We start from the raw sequence: 14,012 nt of genomic DNA on the forward strand, positions 1-14,012 counted from the left end.
TCATGTAGGATGCACGAGCCGTTTCGTCATGTCAGGAGCCGGCGTCTTCCCGCGATATCGCTTGGATCACGCCGCCGCGATGCAATCGATCTCGATGTCGAAGGGACCGAACCACTCGGGCACGCAGAGGAAGACGCGGGCCGGAGGATCTTTGGGAAAGTAGCGCGCGTAAACCTGGTTCACCGTCGCGAAATGAGCGGCGGAGGTGCAATAGACGTTGCATTTGAGCACGTTGCCGAGCGATGAGCCGGCGGTTTCGAGACACAGCTTCATTTGGTCGAGGACGATCTCGGTCTGACGCTCGATCGGCGCCTGGACGATCTCGCCGGTGGCGGGGTCAAAAGGCGGGATGCCTGAAACATAGAGAGTGTCGTTGTGGCGGACGACTGTCGAAACCGGCACCTTCAGACGTTCTCCCCAGCTCGAAAACGGCTCGACTCGGATGGTGTCTCGACTCATCGGGCGGGGCTCCTGTCTTGCTTTCGGCGGTGTGCTGCAAAGCTTAAAGGGAGCCGTGTGCGCTGCAACGCGGAACGCTACGGAACCGACCGAAGGATCATGCGGAAGATGGCGATGACGACCTGGCAACCGCCGCGCCGCGGCCGCATCATCCTGCTCAACGGCGCCTCCAGCAGCGGCAAATCTTCGCTGGCGCGGGCTCTGCAGAGCCGGATCGACACGCCGTTCTGGCATATCTCGATTGACCATCTGCGCGATTCGGGCGTGCTGCCGACGGCGCGCATCCGCAGCAAGGAATTCGACTGGCGCACCATGCGCGAGCTGTTCTTCATCGGCTTCGAGCGCTCGCTGCTCGCCTATGTCGAGGCGGGCAACGACCTGCTCGTCGAGCATATCGTGGAGAACGCGGCCTGGTTCGAGCGTCTGGTCAGGACGCTCGCCGGGCAGGACGTGTTCTTCGTCGGCGTGCATTGCGCGCTCGAGGAACTGGAGCGACGCGAAATCGCGCGCGGTGACCGGCCGCTCGGCGATGCGCGGCGCGATTTCTCGTGCGTCCATTCCTACAGCTCCTATGATTTCGAGGTCGACGGCATGGCCGAGGTTTCGGACAGCGCCGACAAGGTGATCGCCGCCTGGCAACAGCGTACGCGACCATCGACATTCGAACTGGTGAGACAAGCGCTCCGATTTTGAGCTGTCGATCCGGCGGGGCGGCGCCATATTGGCAGGCTATGGCGCTTCGTCGTTCGTCAGGGAGGATCGCAATCCATGTCGCAATTCGAAAACACCCGGATCGTCCTCGCCTCACGACCGGAGGGACGTCCGACGCCGCAGAACTTCCGACTCGAGCAGGCCGCCATCCCGGCGATTTCCGAAGGGCAGGTGCTGCTCAAGATCCTGTATCTCTCGCTCGACCCCTATATGCGCGGGCGGATGAGCGCGGCGAAATCCTATGCCGCTCCAACCGACATCGGGCAGGTGATGGAAGGCGGCACCGTTGCCGAAGTCATCGAAAGCCGCGACCCTTCCTTCAAGCTAGGCGATATCGTGCTGTCTTATTCCGGTTGGCAGTCGCATGCCGCGGCCAGCGGCGCGCAATTGCGCAAGCTCGACCCGGCGAACGCGCCGGTGACGACGGCACTCGGTGTGCTCGGCATGCCGGGTTTCACCGCCTATGCCGGGCTGCTCACCATCGGCCAGCCCAAGCCGGGCGAGACGGTCGTCGTCGCGGCGGCGAGCGGGCCGGTCGGTTCGGCCGTCGGGCAGATCGCGCGGATCAAGGGTGCACGGGCGGTCGGCATCGCCGGCGGACCGGAGAAATGCGCTCTCGTGCGCGAGACCTTCGGCTTCGATGCGGTGATCGACCATCGTGATCCCGACATGGCCGGCAAGCTGGCGGCTGCGTGCCCGAACGGCATCGACGTCTATTTCGAGAATGTCGGTGGCCATGTCTGGGATGCGGTCTTTCCGCTGCTCAACACCTTCGCGCGCATTCCGGTCTGCGGCCTTGTTGCGCAGTACAATGCGAGCGGGGACTTCCCGGGGCCGGACCGGCTGCCCATGCTGATGCGCGAGGTGTTGTCGAAGAGCCTGACGATCCGCGGCTTCATCCAGCGCGAATTCGTCGCAGCCCAGGGACCGGCCTTCCGCAAGGAGATGGCGAGCTGGATCGCGGACGGCAGCGTCAAATACAAGGAAGACGTCGTTCAGGGGCTGGAGAACGCGCCGGAAGCCTTGATCGGCCTGCTGGAAGGCAAGAACTTCGGCAAGCTGATCGTCAAGCTTTGAGGCGCGGCGCGCCACGCGCCAGCCTTTTTCCTTGACCATTGAGCGGGCGCGCGGCCATCACCATGCGCCCGCCACCGGACCTCGCCATGCCCGTCTTCGCCATTCCCTTCCCGATGATCGACCCCGTCGCGGTCGAGATCGGGCCCCTCGCGATCAAATGGTACGGGCTCGCCTATGTCGTCGGGCTGCTCGGCGGCTGGTGGTATGCCCGGCTGCTCGTGGCGACGGACCGGCTCTGGGGCAAGCGGCCGCGGCCGAAGCCGGTCGAGCTCGACGATATGCTGCTCTTCGTCGCCTTCGGCGTCGTGCTCGGCGGCCGCACCGGTTTCGTGCTGTTCTACGATCTGCCACGCTACATCGAACGGCCGCAGGACATCCTGGCGATCTGGCAGGGCGGCATGTCCTTCCATGGCGGGCTGATCGGCGCGACGCTCGGCCTGTGGCTCTTCGCCAAAAGGCGGGGCTATCCCGTGCTGTCGGTGTTCGATCTGGCCGCCGCGGTGGTGCCGATCGGGCTTTTCCTCGGGCGCATCGCCAATTTCATCAATGGCGAGCTCTGGGGCCGGGTGGCACCGGATTTCCCGCTGGCGATGGTGTTCCCGAATGGTGGCCCGTTGCCGCGCTATCCAAGCCAGCTCTTCGAGGCTTTCTCCGAGGGCATCCTGCTCTTCGCGCTGGTCAACCTGCTGGTCTGGACGGGCTGGTTCCGCAGGCCCGGCTTCGTCGCCGGCGTCTTCGGCATCGGCTATGCGCTGGCCCGCATCGCGTGCGAGTTCTTCCGTGAGCCCGATCCGCAGCTCGGCTTCCTGTTCGGTCGCTCGGTCGATGCGCTCTCGGGCGGCATCACCATGGGCATGCTCCTGTCCCTGCCGGTGCTGGCCGCCGGGATCTGGCTGATCGCAACGAGCCGGCGCGAGGCGGCGTGACCACGCTCAAGGCGGAGTTCATCCGCCTGATCCGCGACGAGGGGCCCTTGCCCATCTCGCGCTTCATGGCGCTGGCGCTCGGCCATCCGCGCCATGGCTATTACATGACGCGCGATCCCTTCGGGCAGGAGGGGGATTTCACCACGGCTCCCGAGATCAGCCAGATGTTCGGCGAGCTTATCGGCCTCTGGTCCGCGCATCTCTGGCAGGCGATGGGTGCGCCCGCGCGCTTCCGGCTGGTCGAGCTCGGTCCGGGGCGTGGTACGCTGATGGCGGATGTGCTGCGGGCGACGCGGATCGTGCCCGGCTTCCACGCCGCGCTCTCGGTCCATCTCGTCGAGACGAGCCCGGTGTTGCGGGCGAAACAGGCCGCGACATTGAGCGGAACCGAGCCTGTCTGGCACGATGCCGTCGCGACGGCGCTCGACGGGCCGGCGATCGTGCTGGCCAACGAACTCCTCGACGCGCTGCCGCTCGACCAGTTCGTGATGACGGCGGAAGGCTGGCATGAGCGGCTGGTCGGGCTGGATGATCATGGAGGGCTTGCCTTCGGACTGGCGCTGGTCGGCGAGGATTCGCTGAAGATCGCCGCGCCGGCCGGCAGCGTTTTCGAGCAGCCCTTTGCCGCGCTCGACGTCGTTGCGGAGGTCGCGCGCCATCTCGCGAATGCGGGCGGCGGTGCCTTGTTCATCGATTACGGCTCGATGCATTCGGGTCTCGGCGACACGCTGCAGGCGATGAAGCGGCACGCCTTCGTCGATCCGCTGGCCGAGCCGGGCGAGGCGGATTTGACGGTGCATGTCGATTTCGAGCGAATGGGGCAAGCGGCCCTGAAGGCCGGTGCGGCGCTGCACGGGCCGGCGTCGCAGCGCGATTTTTTGCTGGCGCTCGGGCTGGCGCAGCGCGCGCAGACCCTGTCTCAGAAGGCGGACACTGCGCAGCGCCAAGCGATATCGGATGCGTTCGACCGGCTGATTGCGCCGGGCGAGGCCGGTATGGGCGATTTGTTCAAGGTTGTGGCGTTATCTCATCCAGCCCTGCCGCCGCTGCCCGGATTTGACCTTCATCGGCTGCCAGAGCAGGGCTGAAAGCTGCGAAGGCCGGCGTATCCGGGATTCGCGCCAGACGGGACGACGCCATGTTCATCACCTCCGCCGAACTCGCCGCCGAAGCCGGTATCCGCCACGCCTTCTTCACACGCGAAGGCGGCGTCTCGACGGGCATCTACGCTTCGCTCAACGGCGGGCTCGGCTCCTCGGACGATCCGGCTGCGGTGCGGGACAACCGGGCGCGGATGGCGCGGCATCTCCATGTCGAGCCCGACCAGCTCGTCAGCGTGCATCAGGTGCATTCACCCGATGTCGCCGTTGTCACCGGCCCTTGGCAAAGCGAAAAACCCCGGGCGGATGCGATGGTGTCGATCTCGCAGAATGTCGCGCTCGGCATTTCGACGGCCGATTGCGGACCGATTCTCTTCGCCGACAGCGAGGCATGCGTCATCGGCGCCGCCCATGCCGGCTGGAAGGGCGCCTTCGGCGGCGTCGTCGGCGCGACCGTGAAGGAGATGGAAAAGCTCGGCGCCCGGCGCGAGCGCATCCTTGCCGTGCTCGGGCCGACGATCAGCGCGGCGGCCTATGAGGTCGGGCCGGAATTCATCGAGCGCTTCAAGGCCGAGAACCGGACCTATTCGCGCTTCTTCACGCCATCCGAGCGCGCGGCCCATGCGATGTTCGACCTGCCTGCCTTCATCAGGCTCAAGGCGCAGGAGGCTGGCATCGGCCGATTCGTCGATCTCGGATTGTGCACCTATGGCGACGAGCGGCGCTTCTTCAGCTATCGGCGCACGACGCATCGCGGCGAGCCCGATTACGGCCGGCTGATCTCGGCGATCACCCTCGACTGAACAGGAAGCGGTTGAGGAAACCGCCGCGCCGCTTGCCGACAACCCCAGGTCGAGGCATCATCGTCGGTGCAAGCTGGCTGGAATGCATCGCTTCCCCGGCTCAGAGACGTTCTTGGCGCGGTGCATTCGTCTGCGGGGGCCGATATGGAACAAATCCTGATGAACCTGATCGCCGGTGCGATCGGTGGCAACGCGGCCGGCAAGGCCACTCCCAGCTTCGATCTCGGGACTCTGGGCAACACGATTTCCGGGCTGGTCGGCGGCGGCGTGCTCGGCCAGCTCATCCCCCTGGTGCTGCCGGCCATCAGCGCGGCCGCGCAAGGCGGAAACCTCAGCGTCGGCGGCATCCTCACCAACCTGATCGGCGGCGGCGTCGGCGGCGCGGTCCTGACCGCCATCATCGGCGCCGTGAAGAACAAGGCGGCCTGAGGGCGCCGGCACATCGGCGTCCCCGTTCGGGGACGCTGCGCGGAGCGGGGTTGCGCGGCCAGGCGTTGCGCAACCGCAGGGACGGCTGCGAAGCTGCGGCGTTTCCGCTGCTCCTGCCGGGTGTCCCGTCGTGCCACGCTCAATCCAATATTACTTCTCGCTGCATTCGCCCTGGACCTATCTGGGCAACGAGCTCTTCCACGAGATCGCGCGCAGGCATGGCGCGAGCATCGCCTATCGCCCGATGCCGCTGCGCTCTGTCTTCGACGAGACCGGCGGATTGCCGCTGCCGAAGCGGCATCCCGTCCGCCAGCGCTATCGCCTGGTCGATCTGCAGCGCTGGCGCGAGCGGCGCGGGCTGCCGCTCGTGCTCGAGCCGAAGCATTTCCCGTTCGATCCCTCGCTGGCGGACCGCGTCGCTGTCGCGATCCTCGCGGCCGGCGCCGATCCGGCCGGCTTCATCGCCGATGTGATGGCCGGCGTCTGGGCGCGCGAGGAGGATATGCGGGAACCGGAGGCGATTCGGGCCTGCGCCGTGCGTGCGGGCTTCGATGGCGAAGCCCTGCTGGGGCAGGCCGCGAGCGAGACCGTGCGGCAGCGCTATGAGGCGACGCTCTCGGAGGCCGTGGCGGCCGGTGTCTTCGGCGCGCCGAGCTATGTGCTCGACGGCGAGGTGTTCTGGGGGCAGGACCGGCTCGAACTGCTCGACTCGGCGCTGTCGAGCGGGCGTGCGCCCTATCGGCCGGACGGCGCGGTCTGATCAGTCGACGATATCGGGCGTGCGCCAGCCCAGATGCTGGCCGGCATCGACGGCGATCATCTGCCCAGTTACCGAGCGGGCGCGGGCCAGATACAGCACCGCCTCGGCGATCTCCTCCGCGGCGACGCGGTGGCCGAGCAGCGTCGCCGCCGCTTCCTGCTCCATCAGCCGCTGTCCGTCATGCGGGTTGGGAAAGGTCGGGCCGGGGCCGACGGCGTTGACCCGGATGCGCGGCGCCAGCGCCTGGGCCAGCGTGACGGTCGCCGTCAGCAGGGCGGCCTTGGTCAGCGTGTAGGAATAATATTGCGGCGTCAGCTTCCAGACGCGCTGGTCGACGATGTTGACGACCGCCCCGTTCGCATCCGGTGGCAGGCGCTCGGCCATGGCGCCGATCAGCAGGGACGGCGCCCGCAGGTTGACCGCGAACTGACGATCCCAGATTGCGACGTCGAGCGAGCGCACATCGTCGATAACGAAGCTCGAGGCGTTGTTGACCAATAGCGTGACCGGTCCGAGCGCGGCTTCGACCGACGGCAGCAGAGCGCGAACCGCTTCGGCATCGGCGAGATCCGCCTGAAAGACGCCGCAGGAGCGCCCCGCCGCCGTCAGGCGATTCGCCAGTTCCTGCGCTTCGCCGCGGCCGCTGCCGTGATGGATCGCAACGGCATAGCCGGCATTCGCCAGCCGCTCGACGATGGCGCGCCCGATTCGCCGCGCCCCGCCGGTGACGAGCGCGACCTCAGTCATCGTTCGCGCGTTTGCCGGCGGAAGCGCCCGGCGGCGTGATGCCGGCGTCGCGCTGCAGGCGTCTTTCCCAATGCTTGGCGGCGCGCAGATAGCGGTAGAAGGCGAAGTTCATCGCGGTCATGAAGCCGTAGAGCCCGCGCAGCGCGTGCCGGCGGCCGATATAGGCCTTGATGAAATTCGCCGGGAACTCGGCGAGGAGGCGGAAGACCGAAATGGTCTCTCCGCGCGCGTCGAGGTCGTCCGCCTGAGCGTCGCTATAGGCGTTGAGCTTCTCCATCTGCTCGCCGAGCGAGCGCACCGAGAAGTGATGGATCGTGCCCTTCAGCTTGCCGACCCGCGCATCGGGCTCGAGATCGACGCGATCATGGACCGGGGAGAGCGAGTAGCGTCCCTTCGACTTGCGGTAGAGCCGCACGGGCGCCAAGGCATAGGCGAAACGATGCGGGGCCTTCTCGCCAGGGAAAATCTCCGCGATTCGCGTCTTGTAGGCGTCGGCCGGCGGCATGCCTGCCTGGAACAGGGCCGCGATCTCGGCAGCGAGATCGGGGGGCAGCACCTCGTCCGCATCGAGATTGAGCAGCCAATCATGGCGGCACTGATCCTCGGCGAAGCGCTTCTGGCGGCCATATCCGGGCCATGGATTGAAGATGACGCGAGCGCCGAGCGCCTCCGCCACGGCCTGCGTGCCATCGGTCGAGCCGGAGTCCACCACGACGATGTCGTCGCTCAGGGAGCGGGCCGCCGTGATGGTGTGGCCGATGCGATCGGCTTCGTTCAGCGCGATGATGAAAATGGAAAGAGGCGGCACGGTCTCGTTCGATCCCTGAGATTTCAACGCTTAAGCACGCTTGACGAAGGGCGGCAAGACGAGTGCGCCGAGGTTCTTCGCGCATGAAAAAAGATTCGTACCGGTCGAGGAACCTTGCGCAAGCAGGGGCGTTTCTCGACCGGTTCTCCATGGCCGCCGAGATGCCAGCGGCGTTCTATTAGTATTCGATTTACCATGCTGGCTTTCACGGCCGTGGTTAACTCGGCTTTACCTATTTGCATTCAGTTATCGCATTCGTGCCGCATTTCTGCCGCGGTCTGCAAGGTAGATGTGCTTCCGGTGCAACAGACAAAAGCGACGACAGGTTCTATACCATCGTCATCGAAATCACCCGCCGGGCTTTCCGGCGACCGCGACGACTAAGGAGTTTGTCATGAAGAAGTATCTGCTCGCGAGCGTTGCCGCTTTCGGCATCATCGCTGCCGGCGCCGCCTCGGCTGCCGACCTGCCGTCGCGCAAGGGCCCGGTCGCTGCCCCGGTCTACATCCCGCCGGTTTTCACCTGGACCGGTTTCTACGTCGGTGGCAACGCCGGCTACGGCTGGGGCAACGTGAACGCCAACGGCTTCACCAACGTTGGTGACGTCGATGGTTTCACCGGCGGCGGCCAGATCGGCTACAACTACCAGATGGGCCAGTTCGTGCTCGGCCTCGAAGCCGACCTGCAGTACGCTGACCTGAGCAGCGGCAACAGCTTCAGCGGCATCAACGTCAAGACCGACTATTTCGGCACGGTCCGTGGCCGCGTCGGCGTCGCCTTCGACCGGTTCCTGCCCTACATCACCGGTGGTTGGGCTTACGGCAACGTGAAGACCTCGATCCCGGGTCTCGGCTTCTCGTCCGACAAGACCCACACCAACGGCTGGGTCATCGGTGGTGGTCTTGAGTACGCTGTCACCAACAACATCATCGCCGGCGTCGAGTACCTCTACGTCGACCTCGGTGAGAAGAGCGTGCTCGCCGGCTCGGGCACCAAGGTCGGCACCGATTTCTCGGTCGTCCGCGCCCGCCTGAGCTACAAGTTCTGATCCGATCACATCGGATTTGAGCAACCCGGTGGCCTCGGCCACCGGGTTTTTTGTTGTGCGCGAGACATGCGCTTCGACAAGGCCACAAGAAATAAAGCCCGGCGCTTTCGCGAGCGCCGGGCTTCTTTCGATCGGGGGAGCGTTGGCGAGCAGAGCAGGGCCGTCTTGGAGCACGCCGATTGATACAGAGCTACGCGGTCATCCCGGGCTTGACCCGGGATCCCCGCCGGAGCGTCCGATCAAGGTTCAGGCATGGATCCCGGCTCTTTGCTTCGCTCCGGCCGGGATGATCCGCATTTCCATGAAACGCAGCAGACGCTAGCCCTTGAAGCGCGTGCTTTCGAAAGCCGGAACGCGGGCCGCGAAATCATCGAGCCAGGCGACCAGCTTGGGATAGTCGGCGCGCCAAGTGCCCGCGAAGCGTAGATCGAGATAGCCGAGCGCGCAGGCGAGCGCGATCTCGCCGATGCGCGGGCGGTCGGTGAAGGCGGGCGGGTCGGTTTCCAGCGTGGCGAGCGCCCGCGAGACCTTGCCGGCCTGATGGGCGAGCCAGTCGGCGTTGCGGCCCGCTTCCGGCCGGAAGCGTCCCTCATAGACTTGCAGCAAGGCCGCGTCGCAGATGCCATCGGCGAGGGCCTGCAGGCGGAGCTGAGCGAAGCGGGCCTCGCCGGCCGGGATGAGTTTTCCGCCGCCGGCGAGATGGTCGAGATAGTCGACGATCACGCGCGAATCGAACAGCGTCATGCCGTCTTCCAGCACGAGCGTCGGAATCTTGCCGAGCGGATTCTGCCGGCGCAGCGGCTCCGCCGGATCGGTGGTGTCGGCCACGACGATCTCGATACGGTCCATCAGGCCGAGTTCGAGGGCCGCGATCTTGACCTTGCGGCCGAAGGGCGAGGCGGGGGAGGAGCGCAGGACGAGCATCGGTCGGGAATCCTGGAGGAAAAGGAGAGGGCGGTCAGCCGTCGGAGCGGATCGGCTCGCATAGATAGCGCGGCCGCTGGCCCTGCGCGAGCCGCTCGGTCAGCGCGGGCAGCAAGATCTGCATGTCCTCGGCGAGCTTCCAGGGCGGATTGGCGATCAGCAGGCCGGTGGCGCCGAGGCCGCCGGCGGCTTCGGGGCGATCGACATCGATCTCCAGCCGCAGCAGGCGGCCGATATCGGCATCCAGCACCTCCTCCACCATCGTCGCGACGGCGCGCCGGTCCTTGATCGGATACCAGAGCATGTAGATTCCCGTCGGCCATTTGCGATGGGCGGCGATGAACTGCGTGGTCAGTGTGGCGAATTCGTCCTTCTCCTCGAAGGGCGGGTCGATCAGCACGAGGCCGCGCCGTTCCTTCGGCGGGGTGTTGGCGCGCAGCGCCGTCCAGCCGTCGATGGCCAGAGCCTTGCTCCGCGAATCGCGCCCCAGCACCTCGGCGAGCCTGCGATAGGTCGGCGGATGGAGCTCGGCGGCGATCAGCCGGTCGAAGGGGCGCATGGCGTGGCGGCAGAACCAGGGCGAGCCCGGATAGGCATCCGGCCCATGCTCGGCGCGGACCGCGGCAAGGACTGCCCGGTAGGGCGCGAGCAGCGCCTCGGCGGCGGGGGCAAGCGGCGAGCGGTCGAGCCGCGCCACGCCATCCTTCCATTCATGCGTCCGCAGCGCCTCTTCCGAGCCGAGATCGTAGCGGCCGACGCCGGCATGGGTGTCGATGACGCGATAAGGCGTCGGCTTGGCGTCGAGATGCAGCAGGATGCGCGCGAGGACGGCGTGCTTCAGCACATCGGCGAAATTTCCGGCATGGAAGCCGTGGCGGTAGTTCATGCGCCGCTTCTAGAGCATCCGCCCGAAAAGTGGGATGCGGTTTTCGGAGACGCGGAGGCGATAATCCGTATCAGCGCGGCGCGACGACGGTGAGCTCGCGCGCCCGGCAGCCCGAACGGTCGACCTCCTGGCAGGTGCGGAAGTCGCGCAGATCCTTGCTGAGGCAGATGCGGACCTCCTGCAGCACGCCGCGCTTGCAGGAGACGGACATCATGTCCGTGCGCAGGCCCGGATTGGCGGCGACGAAGGCGCGTTCGAGGTCGAGGACCGTCCAGCTCTGGTCGCTGTCGGCCTTGGCGAGGGCCGGCGGGACGACGACCTTGTCGCGGGCGCGGCGAGCATCGCGGAAATAATCGGCAGGGCTGGATCCGGAGCAGGTGCCGTGCTTGCGCCACTCGTAGCGGGCAAGGCCCTCGGTCGGATAGACGCCCTCCGCCTCCGCCATCGCCATGCGCGAGGGCGACCGGCCGGAGGGGCCGCAATCGCTCGGAAAGCCGCGCTCATATTGCGGCCAGAGGCCGTGAACGACGAAGCGCAGGCCGCTGCCCCCGGCGCATTGCTCGCGATTGCGCGTGCGGTCGCCGTCGAGCTCGCAGAAGCCCGGCGACCAGGAGAGCGCAAGCACATAGAAATCGAAGTCACCCGGCGCGCCGCCGCGCTGGCCGAAGCCTTGCGCCTGCGCGGCGCCGGCAAGGCAGAGCCAGGCGAAGGCCGCCAGGGCGATGCGCCCGATCATCGCAGGACGCTCAGGGCCGGGCCATCTTGCAGTCGGGTGCGTAGGAGCGCTCTCTGTCGAGGCCGGCGACGCACCAGTTCACGTTCCAGGTCATGCCGAACAGGCCGAGATTTTCGCGGACCGAGTAATCGACACGGTGATAGATGCCATTGTTCAGCAGCAGGCGGGCCGAACAGAAGCGCCGCGGAATGAAGTCGGCGCCCCAGGGGCGGAAGCCGAGCTGCGCGATGCGGTCATAGGAGAGCGCCCGCAGCGGTCCCCAGAACTTGGCCTCGCGCGAATCGAACCAGCTCGACAGATGGGAGAGCACCGCCGGGTCGTCGCAGCCCGGCAGATTGCCGTACATCGGGATGATGCGCGCCTCGGCACGGTCCGGCGGCGCGACATAGCGGCCTCCGGCAGCCTCGGCGGCACTGAGGCCCGCCAGGCAGGCGAGCGAGACAAGGGCGGTACGGAGCAGGGCGCGGCGCATGGAATCAGGCCTCGTAAAGGCAGAACGCTGGTTGCGCTTACGATGGCTCCCCGCCCGGCAGGGGTCAAGGCATCGCGCTTCGCGAGACCGTGATGCTGCGCGGCCGTGGCATTTCGGCCCGCCCGCCGGCTGGCCTTGCGTTCGGCGTAGGGCGCGGGCAACGCGCGCGGGCTGGCCGGACAGGCCAGCTTGGGTGACAATCGCGGCAACGAGGGAGGTAACATGGACGATTGCTTCGACGACCCTGCAGCGCGCATCGAGGATGCCGCCTCGCTGCGCAGCCATATCGGCCCTGTGAATCCGGTGGCGGCGAGCAAGGTGCTGGACCGGCTCGACCGCTTCTGCCGCGACTTCATCGCGCTCTCGCCCTTCCTGGTGCTTGCAAGCAGCGACGGCGAAGGCGGGGTGGATGCGAGCCCGCGAGGCGATGGGCCCGGCTTCGTGCGCGTGCTCGACGAGCGGACGCTGCTCATTCCCGACCGGCGCGGCAACAATCGCGTCGACAGCTTCGGCAATGTCCTGGCCTCACCGGGCGTCGGCATCGTCTTCATGGTGCCGGGCATCAACGAGACGCTGCGGGTCAACGGCAAGGCGCTGATGACGCGCGATGCCGAGCTGCTCGCGCCCTCGACGGTGCAGCAGCGGCCGCCGCTGACCGGGCTGATCGTGACGGTCGAGGAGGCTTATTTCCACTGCGGCAAGGCGCTGATCCGCGCGAAGCTGTGGGACCCGTCCAGCCAGGTGCCGCGCCACAGCTTCCCGACGCTCGGCCGCATCGTCGCCGAGCAGACCCGGATGGTCGAGGCCGAGGAAGCCGATCGCAATCTCGAAGAGGCCTATCGCAGCCGCCTCTATTGAGGCGGCTGCTCTTCGTCAGAAGGAGGCTTCGAGCATCGCGGCATAGTCGGCCGCCGTCGCCGGGCGCGGATTGGTCGCGCTCGAATGGTCCAGCGTCGCGGCCTCGGCGATCGCCGGGATGACGCTGCGCGACGCGCCCATCGCCGCGAGGGTGGCGGGCATGCCGAGGCTGGCGACCAGCTTCGCGATCCAGTCGGCCAAGTCGGTGTCCGGGGCGAGGCCGAGCACGCGCCGGATCTCGGCATATTTCGCTTCCGCGGAGGGGGCGTTGAAGCGCAGCACGGCCGGCAGCAGCACGGCGTTGAGTGTGCCGTGATGCAGCGAGACCTCCTTCAATCCGCCAAGCGGGTGCGAGAGGGCGTGAACGGCGCCGAGCCCCTTCTGGAAGGTCATGCCGCCTTGCAGGGCGGCCATCATCATCTCCTTGCGGGCCTCGCGGTCGGAGCCGTCCTTCACGGCGCGGCCGATATGGGTGACGGCGCGCCTGAGGCCGTCGAGCGCGATCGCCTCGGCCGGCGGGTTCTCGCGCGGGCTGAGATAGGTCTCGATGCAGTGGGTGACGGCGTCCATGCCGGTGGCGGCGGTGAGCCAGGCCGGCAGGCCCATGGTCAATTCAGGATCGCAGATAGCGAGGCGCGGGATCAGATGCGGCGAGATGAAGCCGAGCTTGCGCCCATCCTTCAGCGTGATCAGCGCGGCGCGGCCGACCTCGCTGCCGGTGCCGGAGGTGGTGGGGATCGCGACGACCGGCGCGACCCCGGCCGTGACCTTGGGAATACCGCCGAGGATGGCCGCATAGGTTTCCAGCGGGCCGTCATGGGTGGCGAGCAGGGCGACGCCCTTGGCGAGGTCGAGGGGCGAGCCGCCGCCGATGGCGACGAGGCCGTCGCAGCCATGCTGGCGATAGAGCGCCAGCGCCGCTTCCACCGCCTCCTCGGTCGGGTTTGTGGGGGTGTCGCCGAAGACGGGCGCGTTCTTCAGAACGCCGGCATGCCGGCTCACCGCGTCGACGAGGCCGGCGGCGACGATGCCCTTGTCGGCGACGATCAGCGGCCTGGCGATGCCGAGCCCGGCCAGATCGGCCTCGATGCCGGCGATCTCGCCGAAGCCGAACTTGATCGTCGTGAGATAGGTGATCAGCGCCATGGTTTCCTCCGGCCCCGGATTCGGTCCGCTTCGCGAGCGCGGCAGGGCATCGGGCATTCTTGGCCTGCCATGCGGGTCGGTGCCAAGCCCGTCGCTACGAACTCAGCGCAGGGCGGTCAGGC

The 14,012-nt window shown here is 67.1% G+C and carries 17 protein-coding genes; 9 read left to right on the plus strand and 8 right to left on the minus strand.

The window, feature by feature from the left end:
* Nucleotides 1-66 precede the first annotated feature (66 nt).
* Entirely contained in the window at nucleotides 67-459 is a 393-nt protein-coding gene (locus GGC47_RS05860; RefSeq protein ID WP_142021673.1) for a RidA family protein, read from the minus strand.
* 114 nt (nucleotides 460-573) lie between these two features.
* Here GGC47_RS05860 and GGC47_RS05865 point away from each other — a divergent pair, with 114 nt between their 5' ends.
* The 7 genes from GGC47_RS05865 (at nucleotide 574) to GGC47_RS05895 (ending at nucleotide 6,265) form a co-directional block, all read left to right on the plus strand.
* The gene (locus tag GGC47_RS05865; RefSeq protein WP_142021674.1) at nucleotides 574-1,152 is read left to right on the plus strand and encodes a chloramphenicol phosphotransferase CPT family protein; all 579 of its coding nucleotides are present in this window, start codon (nucleotides 574-576) and stop codon (nucleotides 1,150-1,152) included.
* Nucleotides 1,153-1,227: 75 nt separating this feature from the next.
* Nucleotides 1,228-2,247, plus strand: a complete 1,020-nt coding sequence (locus GGC47_RS05870; RefSeq protein WP_142021675.1) for an NADP-dependent oxidoreductase — start codon at nucleotides 1,228-1,230, stop codon at nucleotides 2,245-2,247.
* 86 nt (nucleotides 2,248-2,333) lie between these two features.
* Complete coding sequence (gene lgt, locus GGC47_RS05875) at nucleotides 2,334-3,173, plus strand: prolipoprotein diacylglyceryl transferase (protein WP_142021676.1); 840 nt, start codon at nucleotides 2,334-2,336, stop codon at nucleotides 3,171-3,173.
* Nucleotides 3,170-4,261: a class I SAM-dependent methyltransferase gene (locus GGC47_RS05880; RefSeq protein ID WP_429067300.1), complete on the plus strand. Its 1,092-nt coding sequence runs from the start codon at nucleotides 3,170-3,172 to the stop codon at nucleotides 4,259-4,261. Before lgt ends, GGC47_RS05880 begins: the two co-directional genes overlap by 4 nt.
* A 50-nt stretch (nucleotides 4,262-4,311) precedes the next feature.
* Nucleotides 4,312-5,076: a peptidoglycan editing factor PgeF gene (gene pgeF, locus GGC47_RS05885; RefSeq protein WP_142021678.1), complete on the plus strand. Its 765-nt coding sequence runs from the start codon at nucleotides 4,312-4,314 to the stop codon at nucleotides 5,074-5,076.
* A gap of 159 nt (nucleotides 5,077-5,235) precedes the next feature.
* Nucleotides 5,236-5,505, plus strand: coding sequence for a hypothetical protein (locus GGC47_RS05890; protein WP_318652234.1), 270 nt, complete (start codon nucleotides 5,236-5,238; stop codon nucleotides 5,503-5,505).
* Nucleotides 5,506-5,635: 130 nt separating this feature from the next.
* On the plus strand, nucleotides 5,636-6,265 hold the full coding sequence (locus GGC47_RS05895) for a 2-hydroxychromene-2-carboxylate isomerase (protein ID WP_142021679.1): 630 nt from the start codon (nucleotides 5,636-5,638) through the stop codon (nucleotides 6,263-6,265).
* Here GGC47_RS05895 and GGC47_RS05900 read toward each other — a convergent pair whose 3' ends face one another.
* Nucleotides 6,266-7,012 (minus strand): SDR family oxidoreductase, encoded by a 747-nt coding sequence (locus GGC47_RS05900; protein WP_142021680.1) that lies wholly within the window; start codon nucleotides 7,010-7,012, stop codon nucleotides 6,266-6,268.
* A complete protein-coding gene (locus GGC47_RS05905; protein ID WP_051987527.1) occupies nucleotides 7,005-7,820 on the minus strand; it encodes a glycosyltransferase family 2 protein in 816 nt (271 codons plus the stop codon). The genes GGC47_RS05900 and GGC47_RS05905 overlap by 8 nt, the downstream gene beginning before the upstream one ends.
* 394 nt (nucleotides 7,821-8,214) lie before the next feature.
* Between GGC47_RS05905 and GGC47_RS05910 the strand changes: the two genes are divergently transcribed.
* The gene (locus GGC47_RS05910; protein ID WP_038359178.1) at nucleotides 8,215-8,868 is read left to right on the plus strand and encodes an outer membrane protein; all 654 of its coding nucleotides are present in this window, start codon (nucleotides 8,215-8,217) and stop codon (nucleotides 8,866-8,868) included.
* Nucleotides 8,869-9,186: 318 nt separating this feature from the next.
* Here the strand turns inward: GGC47_RS05910 and GGC47_RS05915 are convergent, their stop codons facing one another.
* From GGC47_RS05915 to GGC47_RS05930, 4 genes are all read right to left on the minus strand, one after another.
* Nucleotides 9,187-9,792: a glutathione S-transferase gene (locus tag GGC47_RS05915; protein ID WP_142021681.1), complete on the minus strand. Its 606-nt coding sequence runs from the start codon at nucleotides 9,790-9,792 to the stop codon at nucleotides 9,187-9,189.
* Between the two features lie 34 nt (nucleotides 9,793-9,826).
* Nucleotides 9,827-10,678, minus strand: coding sequence for a 23S rRNA (adenine(2030)-N(6))-methyltransferase RlmJ (locus GGC47_RS05920; protein WP_113252605.1), 852 nt, complete (start codon nucleotides 10,676-10,678; stop codon nucleotides 9,827-9,829).
* Nucleotides 10,679-10,748: 70 nt separating this feature from the next.
* Complete coding sequence (locus GGC47_RS05925) at nucleotides 10,749-11,414, minus strand: ribonuclease T2 family protein (RefSeq protein WP_112762743.1); 666 nt, start codon at nucleotides 11,412-11,414, stop codon at nucleotides 10,749-10,751.
* A gap of 10 nt (nucleotides 11,415-11,424) precedes the next feature.
* Entirely contained in the window at nucleotides 11,425-11,886 is a 462-nt protein-coding gene (locus tag GGC47_RS05930) for a hypothetical protein (protein WP_133562862.1), read from the minus strand.
* A 222-nt stretch (nucleotides 11,887-12,108) separates the two neighbouring features.
* On the opposite strand from GGC47_RS05930, the gene GGC47_RS05935 reads away from it, so the two are divergent.
* Nucleotides 12,109-12,744 carry a pyridoxamine 5'-phosphate oxidase family protein gene (locus GGC47_RS05935; RefSeq protein ID WP_051987526.1) on the plus strand — a complete coding sequence of 212 codons (636 nt, stop codon included), beginning with the start codon at nucleotides 12,109-12,111 and terminating at the stop codon, nucleotides 12,742-12,744.
* 15 nt (nucleotides 12,745-12,759) lie between these two features.
* Here GGC47_RS05935 and GGC47_RS05940 read toward each other — a convergent pair whose 3' ends face one another.
* Entirely contained in the window at nucleotides 12,760-13,890 is a 1,131-nt protein-coding gene (locus GGC47_RS05940) for an iron-containing alcohol dehydrogenase (protein ID WP_370954400.1), read from the minus strand.
* Nucleotides 13,891-14,012 lie beyond the last annotated feature (122 nt).

The sequence above is a fragment of the Allobosea sp. OAE752 genome (assembly GCF_050433265.1).
GTDB lineage: Bacteria > Pseudomonadota > Alphaproteobacteria > Rhizobiales > Beijerinckiaceae > Allobosea > Allobosea spartocytisi.